16 protein-coding genes are annotated in these 18,907 nt (G+C 68.1%); 11 read left to right on the top strand and 5 right to left on the bottom strand.

Annotated features, from left to right (window positions below; all coding sequences use genetic code 11):
- Positions 1 to 106: 106 nt before the first annotated feature.
- Complete coding sequence (locus tag ACZK13_RS12550) at positions 107 to 1,267, top strand: amidohydrolase (RefSeq protein WP_197616801.1); 1,161 nt, start codon at positions 107 to 109, stop codon at positions 1,265 to 1,267.
- Positions 1,268 to 1,382: 115 nt separating this feature from the next.
- Here the strand turns inward: ACZK13_RS12550 and ACZK13_RS12545 are convergent, their stop codons facing one another.
- Together ACZK13_RS12545 and ACZK13_RS12540 are read right to left on the bottom strand one after the other, a co-directional pair.
- Positions 1,383 to 1,820, bottom strand: a complete 438-nt coding sequence (locus ACZK13_RS12545) for a DUF3806 domain-containing protein (protein WP_197616799.1) — start codon at positions 1,818 to 1,820, stop codon at positions 1,383 to 1,385.
- A gap of 132 nt (positions 1,821 to 1,952) precedes the next feature.
- Positions 1,953 to 2,834, bottom strand: coding sequence for a LysR substrate-binding domain-containing protein (locus ACZK13_RS12540; RefSeq protein ID WP_478481751.1), 882 nt, complete (start codon positions 2,832 to 2,834; stop codon positions 1,953 to 1,955).
- A 122-nt stretch (positions 2,835 to 2,956) separates the two neighbouring features.
- On the opposite strand from ACZK13_RS12540, the gene ACZK13_RS12535 reads away from it, so the two are divergent.
- Together ACZK13_RS12535 and ACZK13_RS12530 are read left to right on the top strand one after the other, a co-directional pair.
- On the top strand, positions 2,957 to 3,658 hold the full coding sequence (locus ACZK13_RS12535) for an ankyrin repeat domain-containing protein (RefSeq protein WP_478481750.1): 702 nt from the start codon (positions 2,957 to 2,959) through the stop codon (positions 3,656 to 3,658).
- 51 nt (positions 3,659 to 3,709) lie between these two features.
- The gene (locus ACZK13_RS12530) at positions 3,710 to 5,167 is read left to right on the top strand and encodes an amidohydrolase family protein (RefSeq protein WP_478481748.1); all 1,458 of its coding nucleotides are present in this window, start codon (positions 3,710 to 3,712) and stop codon (positions 5,165 to 5,167) included.
- Between the two features lie 89 nt (positions 5,168 to 5,256).
- On the opposite strand, the gene ACZK13_RS12525 is transcribed toward ACZK13_RS12530, so the two are convergent.
- Complete coding sequence (locus ACZK13_RS12525) at positions 5,257 to 6,186, bottom strand: LysR family transcriptional regulator (protein ID WP_478481746.1); 930 nt, start codon at positions 6,184 to 6,186, stop codon at positions 5,257 to 5,259.
- A gap of 93 nt (positions 6,187 to 6,279) precedes the next feature.
- On the opposite strand from ACZK13_RS12525, the gene ACZK13_RS12520 reads away from it, so the two are divergent.
- Positions 6,280 to 7,473 (top strand): MFS transporter, encoded by a 1,194-nt coding sequence (locus ACZK13_RS12520; protein ID WP_478481744.1) that lies wholly within the window; start codon positions 6,280 to 6,282, stop codon positions 7,471 to 7,473.
- 735 nt (positions 7,474 to 8,208) lie between these two features.
- On the opposite strand, the gene ACZK13_RS12515 is transcribed toward ACZK13_RS12520, so the two are convergent.
- Together ACZK13_RS12515 and ACZK13_RS12510 are read right to left on the bottom strand one after the other, a co-directional pair.
- Positions 8,209 to 8,862 (bottom strand): response regulator, encoded by a 654-nt coding sequence (locus ACZK13_RS12515; RefSeq protein WP_107432195.1) that lies wholly within the window; start codon positions 8,860 to 8,862, stop codon positions 8,209 to 8,211.
- Positions 8,855 to 11,887 (bottom strand): sensor histidine kinase, encoded by a 3,033-nt coding sequence (locus tag ACZK13_RS12510; protein WP_478481742.1) that lies wholly within the window; start codon positions 11,885 to 11,887, stop codon positions 8,855 to 8,857. The genes ACZK13_RS12515 and ACZK13_RS12510 overlap by 8 nt, the downstream gene beginning before the upstream one ends.
- A 96-nt stretch (positions 11,888 to 11,983) precedes the next feature.
- Between ACZK13_RS12510 and ACZK13_RS12505 the strand changes: the two genes are divergently transcribed.
- The 7 genes from ACZK13_RS12505 (at position 11,984) to ACZK13_RS12475 (ending at position 18,763) form a co-directional block, all read left to right on the top strand.
- Complete coding sequence (locus ACZK13_RS12505) at positions 11,984 to 12,316, top strand: hypothetical protein (protein WP_032128091.1); 333 nt, start codon at positions 11,984 to 11,986, stop codon at positions 12,314 to 12,316.
- Positions 12,317 to 12,366: 50 nt separating this feature from the next.
- Entirely contained in the window at positions 12,367 to 12,810 is a 444-nt protein-coding gene (locus tag ACZK13_RS12500) for a helix-turn-helix transcriptional regulator (protein ID WP_053091059.1), read from the top strand.
- Positions 12,807 to 13,463, top strand: coding sequence for a hydrolase (locus ACZK13_RS12495; protein ID WP_071229098.1), 657 nt, complete (start codon positions 12,807 to 12,809; stop codon positions 13,461 to 13,463). The genes ACZK13_RS12500 and ACZK13_RS12495 overlap by 4 nt, the downstream gene beginning before the upstream one ends.
- A 2-nt stretch (positions 13,464 to 13,465) precedes the next feature.
- On the top strand, positions 13,466 to 13,891 hold the full coding sequence (locus ACZK13_RS12490) for a DoxX family protein (protein WP_253143712.1): 426 nt from the start codon (positions 13,466 to 13,468) through the stop codon (positions 13,889 to 13,891).
- Between the two features lie 119 nt (positions 13,892 to 14,010).
- A complete protein-coding gene (locus ACZK13_RS12485) occupies positions 14,011 to 15,858 on the top strand; it encodes an amidohydrolase (protein ID WP_180844381.1) in 1,848 nt (615 codons plus the stop codon).
- On the top strand, positions 15,837 to 17,120 hold the full coding sequence (locus tag ACZK13_RS12480) for an alginate export family protein (protein WP_478481741.1): 1,284 nt from the start codon (positions 15,837 to 15,839) through the stop codon (positions 17,118 to 17,120). Before ACZK13_RS12485 ends, ACZK13_RS12480 begins: the two co-directional genes overlap by 22 nt.
- Positions 17,114 to 18,763 (top strand): MFS transporter, encoded by a 1,650-nt coding sequence (locus ACZK13_RS12475; protein WP_478481739.1) that lies wholly within the window; start codon positions 17,114 to 17,116, stop codon positions 18,761 to 18,763. Before ACZK13_RS12480 ends, ACZK13_RS12475 begins: the two co-directional genes overlap by 7 nt.
- Positions 18,764 to 18,907: the final 144 nt, after the last annotated feature.

The following is an 18,907-nucleotide window of genomic DNA, read 5'->3' as shown; positions in this document are numbered from 1 at the left end:
AGGGCAGTCATCGTTCTGATGAATGCGTGCCATCCAGATATTTCGTTGGCCGATGGCTGCGGCGAGGCGCACGATGGCACCATTCTTGGCATTCCGGGAGTTCCCGATGACCCTCCAGTTCGTCCATGGCGGTGTCGACCGCGACGGTGCGCCACTGCATTTCCATATCCGTGATGGCCGCATCAGCGGGCTCAATGGCGAGGCCGCGCCGGCCGACGCGGCGGAATGCATCGACCTGCAGGGCTTTGCGGTGCTGCCCGGGCTGGTCGACGGCCATATCCACCTGGACAAGAGTTTCGTCGGCGACCGTTGGCACCCGCACCAGCCGGTGAACAGCCTGCGTGAGCGGTTGGCGGTGGAAAAGGCGGCAGTGGCGGCTGCGGCGCCGATGGTCGATCGCGCCGAGGCGCTGATCCGCCAATGCAGCGGCTTCGGCACAGTGGCAATGCGCTGCCATGTCGATATCGATGGCAGCACCGGCCTGCGCCACCTGGAGGCGGTACGCGAGGCCGCATTGCGCTGTGCCGACATCATGCGCATCCAGCTGGTGGCGTTCCCGCAGGCCGGGGTGATGTCCTGCGCGGGTACCGCAGCGGTGCTTGAGCAGGCCCTTGCTGCGGGCGTGGAGGTGCTCGGCGGCATCGACCCGACCACGCTCGACGGTGATGCCGAAGGCCAGCTGGCGCTGCTGTTCGGCTTGGCGGAGCGTTACGGCGTTCAGCTGGACATCCATCTGCATGAGCCCGGCGAAACCGGTCTGGCGCAGCTGCTGCGCATCGCCGCGCGCACCCGGGCCGCTGGCCTGCAGGGTCGGGTGGCGGTCAGCCATGCCTATTCGCTGGGCGAGGTGCCGCTGGCACGCGCGCTGCAGGTGGGCGAGGCGCTGGCGACGGCGGGTGTGGCGATCATGAGCAACGCGCCGGGGGATCATCCATTCCCGCCGCTGCGCGCGCTGCATGATGCCGGTGTGCGCGTGTTCGCGGGCAACGACAACATCCGTGACTGCTGGTGGCCGTATGGCAACGGCGACCTGTTGCAACGCGCGATGCTGCTGGGCTACCGCTCCGGCTTCCATACCGATGCCGACCTGATGCTGGCGCTGGACATGGTGACCACCCATGCCGCGCAGGTGATCGGGCTGCCGCAGTACGGTCTTGTGGAAGGGCATCCGGCCACATTCGTGGCGGTGCGTGCCGACCACGGCCCGGCCGCTGTGGCCGGGGTGCCGGTGGAGCGCCGCGTGGTGGTTGATGGCCGTTGGCTGTAGATCCAGGCCATGCGTGGATGAATGTGGCCGCGCGGTGGTTCCATCCACGCATGGCGTGGATCTACCCACGACGCCACGCCAGTTCCGGTTGCGCCGAGCCATGCTCGGCAGCTTTTCAGGCGTAATCGTCGGCGCGGGTGGCGATGAATTCCTCAAGCCACGCCAGCAGATGGGCGATGTCGATGATCTCGCCCTGCTCGACGCGCTTGAGCAGCAGCGTGCTGGCGCCGATCTGCAGGCTGCTGTCGGCATAGCGCAGCACCGCGTCGATGCCCCAGGCATCGGTGACCTGCATCCAGGCCAGGCCCGGCACGCGTTGGGCCAGGGTGTCACCGAACGCCACGCCCAGCGCTTCCCAGCCATCGCCGTCATCACGGTCGATCAGCTCGGCATCGACCACGCGCTGCAGCGTGGTGGCCGCCAGCGGCCATTGCACCGGCAACGTCGGAAAGCCGGCGGCCACGCGCGCGGCGATCAGCGAACGCTGGTGCTGCAGATGCGTCTGCAGGGCTGTAGGCAGGGGATCGAAGCGGGTGGGGATTTCGTCGGACATGGCAGGGCGCCGTGGGGCACGGAAACAACCGGCACTCTACGGGGCGATTGTTGCCCGCTATACGGCCGGAGTGACCATGTTTCGATGCGTGATGCGCGAAAGGCATCCACGCATGGCGTGGATCTACCGTGGTCAGTCCGGTTCGCGTTGCACCTGCCGCCACAGTTCGCTGGCCAGCGCTCGCACGGCATCCTCGGCATCGGAGCGATGCAGCAGGCCGATCTCGTAGTTGTCGATCACCGGCAGCTCGCGCTCGCCATCGATGATGCGGTGTTCGCGGGTGACCGCGCGGCGCGGCAGCAGGCTGATGCCGATGCCATCGGCCACCGCACCCTGGATGCCACTCAGCGACGAACTGGTGAAGGCGATGCGCCAGCGCAGGCCCAGCGCCTCCACGGCGTGGATCATCTCGTCGCGGTACAGCCCGCGTGGCGGGAAGGTGACCAGCGGCAGCGGGTCCTGCTGCAGGCAGCTGCTGCGCAGGCTGTCGATCCAGTGCATCGGCTCGCGCCGGCAATGCACCGCCTGGCGGCTGTTGCGGCGTTGCTTGACCAGCACCAGGTCCAGCTCGCCGTGGTCGAAGCCCTGCGCGAGGTCACGGCTGAGGCCGCTGCTGATCTCCAGCTTCACCTGCGAGTGGCGACGGCTGAAAGCGGCCAGCATGCGTGTGGTCTGCGCGTTGACGAAGTCCTCGGGCACACCGATGCGCACCGCGGTTTCCACGGTGGCGCCGGCCAGCGCCTGTGCCATTTCCTCGTTCAGGTCGAGCATGCGCCGCGCGTAGCCGAGCAGGGTGTGGCCGGCATCGGTGGGGTGTACGTCGCGGTGGCCGCGTTCGAGCAGGCGATGCCCGGCCAGTTCCTCCAGCCGGCGCACCTTCTGACTGACCGTGGACTGGGTCGAATGCAGGCGCGTGGCCGCAGTGGTGAAGCTGCCGCAGTCGGCCACCATCACCAGCGCCCGCAGCAGGTCCAGTTCGAACAGGGTTCTATTCGATTTGGCACTGTCTTGCATTTGAACATTTCACTTCTGGATACCAATGCCGACTTCTACCATGCAGGGCAGGGGCCGGCAATGCCCGGCTGTTGCTACCGTCGCACGGCGCTCCGTGGCGACGGTCATGAGGAGACACCGTCATGCGCGTCCATCGTTCCCCTGGCTGGCCTGCGCCGTTCGCGCGCGTGCTGCTGTTGTTCCTGCTGGCCATGGTCTCCCCGGCCTGCACCGCAACGTCCAAAGCCGACGTCGATGGCCGCCTGCGCGATGCTGCCAGCCGTGGCGATGCCGATGCGCTGCGACAGGTGATCGAGGATGGCGCCACGCTGGAGGCGCGCGATGGCCAGGGCCGCACCGCGCTGCTGCTGGCCACGCATGGCAACAATGTAGACGCCGCGCGTGAACTGATCGAAGCCGGCGCCGACGTCAATGCCAAGGACGCCATGCAGGACAGCGCCTACCTGTACGCCGGCGCGCGTGGCCTGGACGAGATCCTGGCGATGACCCTGGCGCATGGCGCCGATCTGCGCAGCACCAACCGCTATGGCGGCACCGCATTGATTCCCGCCGCCGAGCGCGGCCACGTCGCCACTGTGCGCACGCTGCTGCGTGCCGGTGTTGAGGTGGACCATGTCAACCGCCTGCACTGGACCGCGCTGCTGGAAGCAATCCTGCTGGGTGACGGTGGTGCGCGCCATGTACAGATCGTGCAGCTGCTGCTGGAGGCAGGTGCCGACCCTGAGCTGGCCGACGGCGACGGCGTAACGCCGCTGGCGCACGCGCGCCAGCGCGGCTATACCGGAATTGAAACCCTGCTGCGCCAGCACGGCGCGGTGCGCTGAATGCAAACCCCTTCCACCCGCACGCTGGGCGTGCCCATCAGGATGCTGTCCATGTTCCGTTCCCGTCCGTTGTCCCTTGCCATCCTCCTTGCGGTGGCGCCGCTGTCGGCGTCTGCTGCCGAGCGCGCCGACCTGCTGATCCGCAATGCCACCGTGGTCGATGTCGAGCACGCCAGCACCTTGGCCGGGCAGAGCGTGGTGATCCGTGGCGAGGACATCGTCGCCGTCGGCCCGGACGCGCAGCTGCGCAGCCAGTGGAGCGCGGCCCGCCAGATCGATGCCAAGGGCAAGTACCTGATCCCGGGCCTGTGGGACATGCACGTGCACTTCGGTGGTGGCCCGGGGCTGATCGAAGAGAACAAGGCGCTGCTGCCGCTGTACATCGCGCACGGCATCACCACCGTGCGTGACTGCTCCGGCGACCTGCCCGAACAGGTACTGCAGTGGCGTGGCGAGATCGCCAAGGGCACGCTGTTCGGCCCGCGCCTGCTGAGTTCGGGCGCGAAGATCGAAGGCATCAAGCCGGTCTGGAAGGGCACGATCGAGGTGGGTAGCGAGGCTGACGCCGACAAGGCGATCACCCGCCTGCAGCACGACAAGGTTGATTTCGTGAAGATCACCGACAGCACGCTGAAGCCGGAACTGTTCCTGTACTCGGCCAGTGCTGCGCGCAAGGCCGGCTTCAAGGCCTCGGGGCATATTCCGATGGCACTGACCGTGGAGCAGGCGGTCGATGCGGGCCTGGCCTCGATCGAGCATCTGGACTACGCATTCAAGGCAGGCAGCAAGGATGAAGCGCAGATCGCCGCCGACTTCGGTGCCGGCCGCATCGACCGCGCCGAAGCCAACCGCCGCCTCGACGCCAGCTTCGATCGTGACACGGCGATGCACGCCTACCGCGATTTCGCCAAGCGCGGCGTGTTCGTGACCCCGACCCTCAATGGTGGCCGCATCCTCGATTTCCTTGACCAGGATGACCACGCCAACGATCCGTACCTGGCCTACATCGGCCCGGGCCTGCGCGCGACCTACCAGTGGCGCGTGGACCGCGCGGCGAAGGCCACGCCGGCACAGATCGAAGCGCGCCACGCGCAGTACCACCAGGTGGCCGCGGTGCTGCCGATGCTGCAGGAAGCCGGTGTGACGATCATTGCGGGCACCGATGCGGGCTTCCTCAACTCGTTCAACTTCCCGGGCATCGCCCTGCACCAGGAATTGCAGCTGTTCGTGAAGGAAGGCCTGAGCGCACCGCAGGCGCTGTCGGCCGCAACCCGTTCCGGCCCGGCCTGGTTCGGCCAGATGGACCGCTACGGTGGTGTCGCACAGGGCAAGGCCGCCGATCTGGTACTGCTGACCGCCAACCCACTGCAGGACATTGCTGCCACCGAAAAGATCGACAGCGTGATCCTGCGCGGCAACGTGTATGACCGCGCCGCACTGGACAAGATGCTGGCCGACACCAAGGCCAAGGTCGCAGCGTGGAATGCCGAGGCGGCCAAGGCCAACTGATTGCGTGGCGGGGCAGAATCCACGCATGGCGTGGATCTACCCGTACCATCAGTAGATCCACGCCATGCGTGGATGATGCGGCCGATGACCTAACGCGGCGCCGGCCGCATTCCATGCAATTGCGGCAGCGCGGCCTTCATCGCATCGATGAAGGCGCGCAGCCGCGGCGGCTGCTGGCGCGCGGCGGGAAACACCACGTGTACCGGCAGTGCCGGCGCCTGCCAGTCCGGCAGCAGCTGCACCAACCGCCCTTGTGCGAGATCGTCGGCCACCAGCCAGGCCGAGACCACCGCTGCGCCCAGCCCCGCACATGCGGCCTGCTGCACCACGAACAGGTTGTCGCTGAGCAGGCGCGGGCTGATCGACAGCGTATGCGCGCGGCCCTGTGCGTCATGCAGCAGCAGGCGTTCGCGGTAGTAGGTGACCAGCGAGATCCACGGCAGTGACTGCGCCTGTTCTGGAGTGCTGATCGCGGTGGCCTGCACCAGCGAGGGTGCTGCCACGACGATGCGCGGCACTTCGGCGAGCGGTAGTGCGACCATGCGCGGTTCGTCGACGGGGCCCACCCGCACCGCGCAGTCGATGCCTTCTGCGATGAAGTCCGGGCGCCGATCCTCGAGGATCCACTCCAGGCTCAGCTGCGGGTGCTGGGCGAGGAACGCGAGCATGGTCGGCAGCAGCTGCGCCTGGCCGAAGGCGTGCGGCACCATCACCCGCAGGCGTCCACGCAGCGTTTCCGGTTCGCCGTGCAGCTCGGCCTGCAGCGACTCCCACTCGTCGATCACACGTTGCGCATGACGCTGGCAGCGTAGGCCATCCTCGGTCAGCTGCAGGCCGTGGGTGGAGCGCTGCAGCAGGCGCAGGCCGAGCTGTCGCTCCAGGGCCTGAAGGCGGCGGCTGACTGTCGGCTGGGTGGTGCCCAGCTGCACGGCCGCGGCAGACAGGCTGCCGGCATCGACGATGCGCAGGAAGGTGCGCAGCAGATCCAGGCGATCGGCGCCGGTGGCGAGGTCATTCATGCGTGTGGCGTATGAAGGATATGTAATGAAGACTGCTACAGACGTTTGGCGAATACCGGCAGGATACGCCCACTTCCACCACCGGACTCCCCCATGTCTACCCCCGCGCTGTCCGTCGCTGCGGCACCCACGACCGCACCCTCCACCCCGCTGGTGCTGGCAATGGCGGCCGGCGCTGGCTTTTCGGTCGCTTCGCTCTATTACAGCCAGCCGATGCTGGGACTGATCGCCCGGGACCTCGGCGCCGGTGAGCGCGCCGCCGGCCTGGTACCGACCTTGACCCAGCTCGGCTATGCACTTGGCATCCTGCTGCTGGCGCCGTTGGGCGACCGCTTCGACCGCCGCAACCTGATCCTGTGGAAGTCCGCGTTGCTGGCGTTGGCATTGGGCGCTGCTGCGATGGCTGGCCACCTGCCGGGCCTGCTGATGGCCAGCCTGCTGGTCGGGCTGATGGCCACGCTGGCGCAGGACATCGTGCCGGCTGCAGCGGTGCTGGCGCCGGATGTGCAGCGCGGCCAGATCGTCGGCCGGGTGATGACCGGCCTGCTGCTCGGCATCCTGTTGTCACGGGTGGTCAGTGGCGTAGTGGCCGAGGCGCGGGGTTGGCGCACGCAGTTCGTGCTGGCCGCGGTATCAGTGGCGGCGATGGGAGCGGTGATGGCGCGTGCGCTGCCGCGCTTCGCACCGACCAGCTCGCTGCGCTATCCGGCGTTGTTGGGTTCGTTGCTGGCGTTGTGGCGGGAGCAGCCGCAGCTGCGCCGTGCGGTGGCCAGCCAGTCGTTGCTGGCGGTGGGCTTCAGCGCGTTCTGGTCAACCCTCGCGCTGATGCTGCATGCACGGTTGGGGCTGGGTAGTGCCGCAGCGGGGGCATTCGGCATTGCCGGTGCGGCCGGCGCATTGGCCGCGCCGTTTGCGGGTCGATTCGCCGATCGCTTGGGTTGCCACGCGGTGGCGCGGCTGGCGATCGCGGTGGCGTTGCTGGGCTTTGGCCTGCTGTTGACCGAGTCGTGGCTGCCGGCCGCTGCGCTGCTACCGCTGCTGGTGGTGAGTGCGCTGCTGTTCGACTTCGGCTTCCAGTCGGCGCTGGTGGCGCACCAGACGCTGGTCTACGGACTGGTGCCGCCGGCACGCAGCCGGCTCAATGCGTTGCTGTTCACGGGCATGTTCATCGGCATGGCCGCCGGTGGTGCGCTGGGCAGCCTGGCGCTGGCGCAGTGGGGTTGGAACGGCGTGGCCTGGCTGGCGGTGGTGTGCGCGGGTGGCAGCCTGCTGCTGCGTTTGAGGTAAGGATGGTGTTCGGCAGGGCTTGCAGCCCTGCACCTGCTGGAAGCTGGAGCAACAGCAACAGCAACAGCAACAGCAACAGCAACAGCAACGGCGGGTTTCCTGTTGGGTGGTGGGGCGGTGTCGGAGTGCGGGGACGCCGCAAGTACGTCCTTGTAGGCTTGGCAGCCGCATCCATGCGGCTGACACCCCGCACTCCGACACCGCCCCACCTCTGACAGATTCCGGTGGCTGTTGGTAGGTGTCGACCTTGGTCGAAATATCTGTCAGATATCGAATGAGTCATCCACGCATGGCGTGGATCTACTGTGTCGACCAAGGTCTACACCCACCAGGGCAATACGCCGTTCCGACAGATCGCGGCCAACTGTCGAAGGCGGGGTGGGTCCGGTTGCGGGGGCGTGAGCCGCATGGGTCGGGCGCATGCGCCCGACGGGTTGGGCAGGACGCCCAACCCCGGTCTTGCCGTGTGCGCAGGACAGCGCACACGAGCAAGCGGCGACCGAGCTTACATGGGTGAGGGCGCTTTGCTTGCGAAGCACGGCTTCGCAAGCGCCCGAACGCACAGCCGCCAGCGGCTGGGCCGGGCCCCGGAGGGGGACTTGCAGCGTCCCCGCACTCCGACACCACCCCGCCATCCCATGGAAAGCCCGCTGTTGCTGTTGTTGCTCCTGAGGTTGCCGGCCAGCGGCCGGCACTACCGCGGGTGCAGGGCTGCAAGCCCTGCCGAACAACCCCCTAATCGTGACCGCTGTCGTCCAGGCTGATGATCCCGCGCCGCAGCGCCTGGGTCACCGCATGCGTGCGATCACCCACGCCCAGCTTGTCCATCAGGCTCTTCATGTGCGCCTTCACCGTCTGCTCGGAAATCTGCATGCGCTCGCCGATGCGCTTGTTCGACAGGCCGCCGGCTACATGCCTCAGTACCTCGGTTTCGCGCGGCGACAACCGGTCTTCCACCACATGCGCGGCGATGCTGGCCGCCACCGCCGGGGGAATCGGTGCGCGGCGGCCGCCAGCGACCATGCGGATCGTATCGACCAGCTCATGGCGCAGCATGTCCTTCAGCAGATAGGCGCTGGCGCCGGCCTGCAGCGCGCGGACCGCGCGTACGTCACCACGGTAGGTGGTCAGCACGATGATGCGCGCGCGCGGGTCCATCGCGCGGATCCGCACGATCGCTTCCACACCATCCAGCCGTGGCATCTGCAGGTCCATCAGCACCACGTCGGGCTGCAGCCGCTGGTAGCAGGCGATGGCTTCCTCGCCATCGGCGGCTTCGCCGAGCAGGCGCAGATCGGGTTGTGCGCCCAGCAGCGCCGCCAGGCCGTCACGCAGCAGCGGGTGGTCGTCGACCACCAGCACGCCGATCAGGGCAGGGGACTCAGTCATGGTTTGCTTTACTCCAGGGCCAGCGCCAGCGCGATGGGCGGCGGTGATACAGGCGCCGGGCGGGAACCGCCAGCGCGACTTCGGTTCCCAGTCCGGCGCGGGTCCACAGCTGTAGTTCCGCACCGAGGCGCTGCGCGCGCTCACGCATGCCCTGCAGGCCCCAATGACCATGGCCGGCATTGTCGTCGGCGATGCCGACGCCATCGTCGCGCACGTGCAGCAGGAAGCACCGCGTGCCGTAGGACAGCTCCACTTCGATGGCGCTGGCGTTGGCGTGACGCAACGCATTGCGGATCGCCTCACGCCCGATCAGGAACACTTCTTCGGCCGCGTCGGCCTGCAGCGGTGGCGTTGCACCTTCCACGGTCAGGCGCAGTGGGTTGGTGCCATGCCCGGCGTACTCGGCGTGCACATCGGCCAGTGCCGAAGCGAGGTCGCGGCCAGCGAACGGTCCCTCACGCAGGGCATTGACCCGCTCGCGGCCCTCGGCCAGGTTGCGCTCGGCCAGTTGCATCGCAGATTCCAGCTGGCCGCGTACCGGCTCCGGGGTCTGCGGCGACTGGCTGATCGCGTGCAGGCGCAGGATCAGGCCCTGGCTGCCCTGCAGCAGGGTGTCGTGCAGGTCGCGTGCGATGCGTTCGCGTTCGCCATTGCGTTCCTGCAGGCGCGCGCGGAACAGCGCGGCCAGCTGCCCGCTGCGGATGCGCACCGCCATCACCAGCAGTGCGAGGATCGCGGCCGCACACAGCAGCTTGAACCACACCGTCTGCATGAAAGTGGGGGCGATGCGGAAGCTGCGACTGGCCGGTGCAGTGCTCCAGATGCCGTCTTCGTTGGCGGCTTCCACCTCGAACCGGTAGTTGCCCGGAGCGAGGTTGGTGTAATACGCGCGGGTGCTGCTGCCGGCATCCTGCCAGCCGTCGTCGACGCCGGACAGGCGATAGCGGTAGCGGTTGCGCTCCGGGCGCGCCAGCGACAGCGCCACGTAATCGATCTGCAATTGGCTGGTGCCGGCCGGAAGGCGCAGGCCATCGCGCAGTGGCTCGTGCTCACTGCCATACAGCACTTCGCCGATGCGCACGCTGGGCGCCATGGTGTTGACGTGCGAGCGGGTGGTGTCCAGCCAGGCCAGGCCCTGGTTGGTGGCCAGCCACAGCAGTCCGTCATCGGCCAGCGTGGCGGTGGCGATCGGTCCGCTCTGCAGGGCGATGCCCGGCATGCCATCCACTGCATCGAACAGGCGTGGCGTCACCGGCAGCCCGGTCCGCAGCGTCCGTCGCAGCTGATCGCTCCCCAGCCGGACCAGGCCACGGCTGCCATTGAACCAGAGGTGTCCGTTCGGATCGGCCACCATGCCGGTGATGCCTTCCAGTACACCGGCCATGTCGGTTCGCACCGGAACGAAACGACCGTTGCCAACGCGCGCAGCCAGACCGGCTTCGCCGGCGACCAGCAGCAGGTCCTGGTGATGCAGCATTGCGGTGATCGGCCCCACCGACAGGCCCTGGCTGGCATCGAAGCTCTCGATGTGGCCCGCGCTCATCCGGCGCAGGCGGCCGTCGGCATAGCCGAGCAGAAGCTGGCCATGGGCATCCAGCGCCAGCGATGAGCAGGCCTGCTCGGGCAGGCGGACCTCGCGCTGCCATTGGCCATGCAGGTAGTGCAGGACGCCGCGTTCACCCGTGCATACCCAGGCCTGCGCGTCGTCGGGGAACAGCAGGGCGTGCAGCGGTTGCCCGGTGAACGGGGCCGGCAGCGGGATCAACGAGGTGTGGCCGGCGACCGTGCGCGCAAGATTGACCCAGTCGAACTGCCAGATCGGCGTGGGTGCCTGGCGCGCGGCGGCCTGCAGCTGCGGGGCACTGCCATCCAGCAGAGTGCGCCGCAGATCGTAGGGTTTGAGGTCTTCGCCATAGCCATACACGCGGCCATCGCTGGCCCGCACCAGCGAGCGGTAGGGATCACTCGGGCCCACTGCCAGGGTGTGCACGCTGCGTGCGCGGAAGCGGTTGAGGCCGAGGTTGGTGCCGACCCAGAGATTGCCTTCGCGATCGACGATGATCGGCACCGCGGAGGTGGCGGTCAGCCCGTGCGGCGAATCGAAACGCTCCATGCGCACGGCGCGGCTGCCGTCGAAGGTGATGCGGGCGACGCCGCCGTGCGGGCTCATCGTGGCCCACAGCGCGCCATCGGCAGTGAACTGCAGGCGTGCAGCAACCAGTTCCGGAAGACGCCGCGCTTCACGTTCGCTGGCCGCCAACAGGCCCTGCGCGTTGGCCAGGGTAGGTAAGGTGCCGCGCACCCGGTCGGCCAACCACACTTCACCCTGCGGGCTTTCGGCCAGCGTTGCCATCTGCGAGACCGCGATGCCGGTGTCCTCGAACGTGGTCTGGCCGGCCGCACGCATCCAGATCTTCAGGTCGGCCAGCACCCAGAACCTGCCCCGGCTGTCGTGCAGCACCCACTGCACACGGCGTTCGGGCAGGCCGGCTGCGGCCGGCAGTGGCTGCCAGCGCTGTCCATTAAAGCGGCGCAGCCCGCCATTGATCGCCGCCCACAGCTGGCCCTGGCGATCCTGGCTGAAGCGTGGGACCACGCCGACCGGCACCCCCTGCTCGCGGCCGTAGTTGTGCAGCCTCCCCTGTGCGAACCGGCTGATGCCGGCCTGGAAGTAGCCGATCCACAGGGCACCGTCGGCGGCATGCGCCAGCGTGACCATGTTGGTGGACGGGAACTGGCTGCCGACGGGCGCTGCCTGCCGTTCGAAGCGACGGCCATCAAAGCGGTACAGGCCCGAGCCGGTGGCCAGCCACAGCAGGCCGTCGCGGTCCTGGGTGATGTCCCAGATATCGCCGGGTGCACCCTGGCCGACCCGCCACGCGGTATGCTCGTAACCGGGCAGCCCGCCGCTCACCGGCGGGCGCTGCACGGCAAAAGCGGGCAGGGCGGTCAACAGCAGCAGGCACGTCAGCAGCGTCGGCAGGCGACGCAGGAACGGGAAGGGGCGGCCACGCATGGCGCGCATTCTGGCAGGTGCGGGGCAGTCCGGGGTGACCCGAACGGGGTAGGCGGTCGCCGCCGCGGTCGGTTATCACGCCGGCATGCCCTGTGGAGCCTGGCCATGCAGCGCCTGTTCGTGATGTTCCCCGACCGCGGGCCGGGCATCGGCCTGCTGTGGCTGCGGCTGTGCCTGTCCGCCGCACTGTGCACGCCCGGCACGCATGCGGGCGGGTGGTCGGCGCTGTGCCTGCTGGCAGTGCCGATGCTCACGCTGGGTGTGTTGACGCCACTGGCCGTGCTGATGGCGGCCGTGGGCCTGTTCGCGCAGCAGGCGCCGTGGTCACAGGTGGTGCTGCCCTTGGCGCTGTTGATGTTGGGCCCTGGCGCCTATTCACTGGATGCGCGGTTGTTCGGTCGTCGCCTGCTCGGGCGTCGGCCTCCCCCATTCGGGTAGGTGCTGGCCTCGACCGACGGGGGTAGGGCATCGTGCGGCGGCCACGCACCATGGGGCACCCCCTCGCGGCGTCCCGCATGGCCACCGTCTTTTCGCCCGATCCGCCCGCCGTGGCGCTGGCACCGCAGCAGGCCGCCGCATTGCAGCGCGCCCTGCGCTATGTCGATGAGCACCTGTCGCAGCCGCTGCGGGTGACCGAGCTGGCCGCAGCCGCCTGCGTCAGCCGCTTCCATCTGGTGCGCCTGTTCCGGACCGGTACCGGTGCAAGCCCGCTGCGCTACGTGCGCCGTCGTCGCATCGAACGTGCGCGCCAGTTGTTGCCGGTCGCGCAGCTGCCGATGTCCTGCCTGGCGCAGCAGCTGGGCTTCTTCGACCAGAGCCATTTCGTCCGCAGCTTCCGCGCCGAGACCGGCTGCAGCCCCGGCCAGTACCTGGCCGGCGATGCGGCCCTGTTGCTTCCCCCTGATCGTGTTTCCAACGGAGTCCAACCATGAGCCTTGCCACCGCCACGCCCGCCCCGGCCCTGTTGTCGCCCACCGACCATGCCCTGGTGCTGATCGACTTCCAGTCGCAGATGGCATTCGCCACCCACACCATCGATATCTCCGCGCTGCGCAACAACGTGTCGCTGATCAGCAAGGGTGCCAAGGGCTTCAACGTGCCGGTGCTGCTGACCACCGTCGCCGAAGCGTCGTTCTCCGGCCCGATGTTCCCGGAACTGCCGGAGATCTTCCCGGGCCAGCCGGTGTTCGACCGCACCTCGATGAACACCTGGGAAGACCAGCCGGTGATCGATGAGATCAACCGCATCGGCAAGCGTCGCCTGGTCGTTGCCGGCCTGTGGACCAGCGTCTGCATCGTCGGCCCGGCGCTGTCGGCGCTGGCGCAGGGTTTCGAGGTCTACGTGATCACCGATGCCTGCGGCGATGTCAGCGAAGAAGCCCACGAGCGTGCGATCACCCGCATGGTGCAGGCCGGTGCAGTGCCGATGACCAGCGTGCAGTACCTGTTGGAGCTGCAGCGTGACTGGGCGCGTGGCGAGACCTACGAGCTGACCACCGGCATCGCCCGCGACCACGCCGGTGGCTATGGCATCGGCATCCAGTACGCCAAGCGCATGTTCGGCGCGCAGGAAGGCGGGCACTGAGCATGCTGGCTGGCCATGGCCTCGACCTGGCCCTGCTGATGCTGCGCGCGGTAGCCGGGGGATTCCTGCTGCCACACGCGCTGGGCAAGCTGTTCGGTTGGTTCGGCGGTCCTGGGCTGGCCGGCTTCGCCACCGAACTGCGCGGCTTCGGCCTGCCAGCGGGGGCACCGCTGCCGCTGCTGCTGGCCCTGCTGCAGGTGCTGTCAGGGCTGGCCGTGCTGCTGGGCTGGCAGACCCGCGTCGCCGCGCTTGCAGCGGCGGCCTTCATCGGCTTCACCGTTCTGTTGGCCCTGCCCAAGGGCTGGTTCTGGATGCGCGGCGGCAGTGAGTACCCGTTGATGTGGACCACGGTACTGCTGGCCCTCGCGCTGACCGGGCCCGGCGCCTGGGCACTGGACGGCCAACGCCTTCCGGGAGATCTCGCATGAGTCACGATCCACTCGATCACGGCCGCCGCAACGTGGTGCTGGCCGGCAGCGCCGCGGTGGCGCTGGGTCTGGCCGGCCGTGCCGGTGCCGCACTCGATTCCACTTCCAAGGAGCGTCGCATGAGCACGCTGGTCATCCGCAATGCCCGCATCACCACCCTCGACCCGCAGCAGCCGCATGCACAGGCGCTGGCCGTGCAGGAAGGGCGCATCGTTGCCGTCGGCAGCGACGAGGAGATCATGCGTGGCTGGGGCAATGAAGCGACCCTGATCGACGCCCAGGGCCGGCGCCTGCTGCCCGGCCTCAACGACAGCCATACCCACCTGATACGTGGTGGCCTGAACTACAACCTGGAACTGCGCTGGGACGGCCTGCGTTCGCTGGGCGATGCCTTGGACATGCTGAAGGCGCAGGTCGACCGCACGCCCGCGCCGCAGTGGGTGCGCGTGGTCGGTGGCTTCACCGCCACCCAGTTCAACGAGAAGCGCCTGCCCACGCTGCAGGAGCTCAACGACATCGCGCCGGACACGCCGGTGTTCCTGCTGCACCTGTACGACCGTGCGCTGCTCAACCGCGCCGCACTGCGTGCCTGTGGCTATACCAAGGACACCCCGGATCCGCCGGGCGGCCAGATCGTGCGTGATTCGCTGGGCAACCCGACCGGGCTGCTGCTGGCCAAGCCGAATGCGCTGATCCTGTACGCGACGCTGGCCAAGGGGCCGCGCCTGCCGATCGAGTACCAGGCCAATTCGACGCGTCACTTCATGCGTGAACTGAACCGGCTCGGCATCACCTCGGTGATCGACGCCGGCGGTGGTTTCCAGAACTACCCCGAGGACTACCAGGTCATCGAGCAGCTGCACCGCGATGACCAGCTGACCGTGCGCATCGCCTACAACCTGTTCACCCAGAACAAGGGCAAGGAAGTGGATGACTTCCGCGGATGGAGCGAGATGCTGCAGCCGCGGCAGGGTGATGACCTGCTGCGCCACAACGGTGCCGGCGAGATGCTGGTGTTCTCCGCGGCCGACTTCGAGTTGTTCAACGAGCCGCGCCCGGAACTGCCGCCGGAGCTGGAGCCGGAACTGCACGATGTGGTGAAGCTGCTGGTCGAGAAGCGTTGGCCGTTCCGCATCCATGCGACGTACGACGAGAGCATCACCCGCATCCTCGATGTGTACGAACAGGTCAACCGCGAGGTGCCGTTCGATGGCCTGCACTGGTTCATCGATCACGCCGAAACCATCACCCCGCGCAACATCGAGCGCATCCGTGCGCTGGGTGGCGGCATCGCCGTGCAGCATCGCATGGCCTATCAGGGCGAAGCCTTCGTCGAGCGCTACGGCGTGCAGGCCGCGCGGCATACGCCGCCGGTCAAGCGCATGCTGGCCGAAGGCGTGCCGGTCGGTGCTGGAACTGATGCCACCCGTGTGGCCAGCTACAACCCATGGGTGGCGTTGTCCTGGCTGGTGACCGGGCGCACCGTCGGCGGGCTGGCCCTGTATGGCGATGAGAACCTGCTCGAACGCGAGCAGGCGCTGCGCCTGTGGACCCAGGGCAGTGCCTGGTTCTCCGGCGACGAAGCAGTGAAGGGTACGTTGAAGGTCGGCCAGTTGGCCGATTTCATCCTGCTCTCGGCCGATTTCTTCCGCGTGGATGATGCGCAGATCGCCGACATCACCAGCGTGTTGACCGTGGTCGGTGGCCGCATCGTGCATGCCGACGCCGACTATGCAGGGCTTGCGCCGCAGCTGCCGCCGGCGATGCCCAACTGGTCGCCGGTCAACCGGTTCGGCGGCTACCACGTCGGCGGTACCGCCACCGGGTTGGCCGCCGCCCATCGTCACCATCACGGCGTAGCCTGCAGCACTCACGGTGCTCATGGTCATGCGGCCCGGCACGCGGCGCCCACCGATGACCTGACCGCGTTCTGGGGCGCGATGGGATGCTCGTGCTTCGCGTTCTGAGCCTGGCATTGCTGGCCGCACCGTCGCTGGTGCAGGCCTGCGACGGCGGTCATTGCAGCGACGCCGGTGACGGCCAACTGCAATGGGATGCGTCGCTGCGTGTGCGTGGGCTGTACTACGACCCGACCCGGTTCGGCATTGGCGGCAGCGAGGATGCCTATGGCCTGCTGCGTGCCTTGGCATCGGCCACCTATGTGGAAGACACCTGGCAGGCGAAGCTGCAGCTGGGTGTGCATGGGGAGAATGGCAAGGCCGGCGGCCCGGGTCGCACCGACCGCAGCGCGCTGGATGTGCAGCAGGCGTACTGGCGCTGGCAGCGCGATGGCTTCCATCTGCAACTCGGCCGGCAGGAAGCCGGCTATGGCAGTTCACGGCTGCTGTCGGTGCGCGACGGGCCGAACATCCGCTTGGCGTTCGACGGTGCACGTGCGGGATGGAAAGGCCGCTTCGGCACGTTGGATCTGATGGCGCTGCGTCCGGTGGAGAACCGACCAGGTGCCTTCGATGATCGCGGCGAACACGGCGCGCATCTCTGGGGCGCGTATGCCACGACGGCGCGCGGGCAGCGGGCGGGTCAGTGGGATCTGTATCTTCTGGACTACCGCCGTGAGGGCGCGCGCTTCGCCGCGGGTGTGGGTACCGAACGTCGGCACACTCTGGGCACGCGCTGGTTCGGCCAGGCCGGTGCACTGGACTGGAACAGTGAGCTGGTGGCGCAGGGCGGTGAACTGCGGACGACCGCCGGCAGGCTCGATATCCGCGCCTGGACGCTGGCGACCGATACGGGGTGGCGCTGGACGAACCTGCCGCTGCAACCGCGGCTGGGGTTGAAGGCCGACATCGCCAGTGGCGATGGCAACCTGCATGACGGCCGCCTGGGAACCTTCAACGCCTTGTTTCCGAAGTCGGCCTATTTCAGCGAGGCCAGCCTGATGGCCCCGGCCAACCTGATGGACGTCCAGCCGACCCTGACCCTGCGCCTGCACGACGCGGTGACGACGGAGCTGGGCGTACAGATGGCGTGGAAGCATCGGCGCGCCGATGCGGTCTACACCACGCCGGCACCGCTGGTGGCCTTGCCGGGCAGCGCCGGTGGCGCGTGCCGCATCGGTAATCAGTACAAATCCGAAACCCGCTGGCAGGCCAGCGAACACTGGCAATGGCAGCTGCAGCTGGCCTGGGTCGACGCCGGTCCTGCGCTGAAGCAGGCCGGAGGCCAGGACACGCTGTTCGCCTCGATCGTTGGAGCATGGCAATGGTGAACGCAACCGCGTCGCAACCCCCGCCACAGGCCGCAGGTGCCTGGTCCCCGCTGAAAATCCGGATGTTCCGCTCGATCTGGCTGGCGATCCTGGCCAGCAACATCGGCACCTGGGTCAACGATGTGGCCGCCGCCTGGGTAATGGCCGAGCGCACCGGCTCACCACTGATGGTGGCTCTGGTGCAGTCGGCCACCACGGTGCCGATCGTGCTGCTGGCGCTGGCCGCCGGCACCCTGGCCGACATCGTCGACCGCCGAAAGTACCTGCTGGCCACCCAGGGCTGGATGCTGCTGGTCGCCGCGGTAATGGCGGCCCTGACCGCGATGGACATGCTGACGCCGCAGCTGCTGGTGCTGCTGACCTTCTGCATGGGCTGCGGTGCGGCGATGGCGATGCCGGCACAGGCGGCGATCGTTTCCGAGTTGGTGCCGCAGCCGATGCTGGCCTCGGCGGTGGCGCTGAACTCGATCGGCATCAACATCGCACGCTCGATCGGCCCGGCCATCGGTGGCGTAATCGTGGCCCAGCTCGGTGCGGTCTGGGCCTTCGGTTTCAACGCCATCACCTTTGCCGCGATGCTGTTCGTGGTGTGGGGCTGGAAGCGCGACCCGAAACAGTCCAGCCTGCCGCCGGAAGGCTTCGGTGCCGGCCTGAAGGCGGGCCTGCGCTATGCCAGCCGCGCCGGGCGCCTGCAGGCGGTGTTGATCAAGTCGGTCGGCTTCTTCTTCTTTGCTGCAGCAATGAATGCACTGCTGCCGGTGGTGGTGCGCGGCCAGATGCAGGGTGGGGCGGGGCAGTACGGCATGCTGCTCGGCTGCATCGGGATCGGTGCCGTGGGTGGTGCGTTGTTGCTGCCGAAGCTGCGCGCGCAGATGGATCGCGACATGCTGGTGCTGTTGGCCACGCTGTCGCTGGCGCTCAGCCTGGTCGGGCTGGCGCTGACCCGCAGCTGGTACGTGCTGCCATTGGTGATGCTGATCAATGGCTTTGCCTGGATCACCGTGCTGTCGTCGCTGCAGATTGCCGCGCAGACCGCAGTGCCAGCGTGGGTACGGGCGCGTGCACTGGCGCTGTACATCATGGTGTTTTCCGCTGGCATGGCGGCTGGTGGCCTGAGCTGGGGTGCACTGGCGCAGCGCACCTCGCCGGAGCTGGCCTTGCTGGTGGCTGCCGCGGGTGCGGTGATCGGCGGATTGCTGGTGTGGCGCGTGCGCATCGCTGGCACCGAGGATCTGAACCTGCGCCCGGCGGGACACTGGCCGGCACCGGAACTGTCGGTGCCGGTATCCAACGATCGCGGCCCGGTACTGGTCACCCTGGAGTACCGCATCGACGAGGCTGACCGCGCCGCGTTCCAGGCGCAGATGCGCGCGCTGGGCACGATCCGCCGCCGCGATGGCGCGGTGGTCTGGGGCGTGGTCGAGGATGTGGCCAGTCCGGGCATCCACCTGGAGTATTTCGTGACCCCATCGTGGCTGGAGCACCTGCGCCAGCACGAGCGCATCACCGCCGATGACAAGGCGATCCAGGAAGTGCTGCGCGGGCTGCATCGCGGTGAGCGTGCACCGGTGGTGCGCCACTTCGTGGGCGGGCATGACCCGCTGCCGAAGACCGGGGTCCCGCACCACCACAGCGATATCTGACAAAAAAGGGGACGGAGGGGATTAAGTCGTTTGTGCACAAACGACTTAATCCCCTCCGTCCCCTTTTTGCGCGATCAATCCATCCCGATCCTGCGCAGCCGGCCAGCGGCCGGCTCTACCACAGGGGCGGCGGCGCTGGGTGGC

Source organism: Stenotrophomonas sp. 99219_Sma, assembly GCF_056480785.1.
Note: the sequence above shows the minus strand (reverse complement) of the source record. Positions and strands in the feature narration are given on the sequence as shown.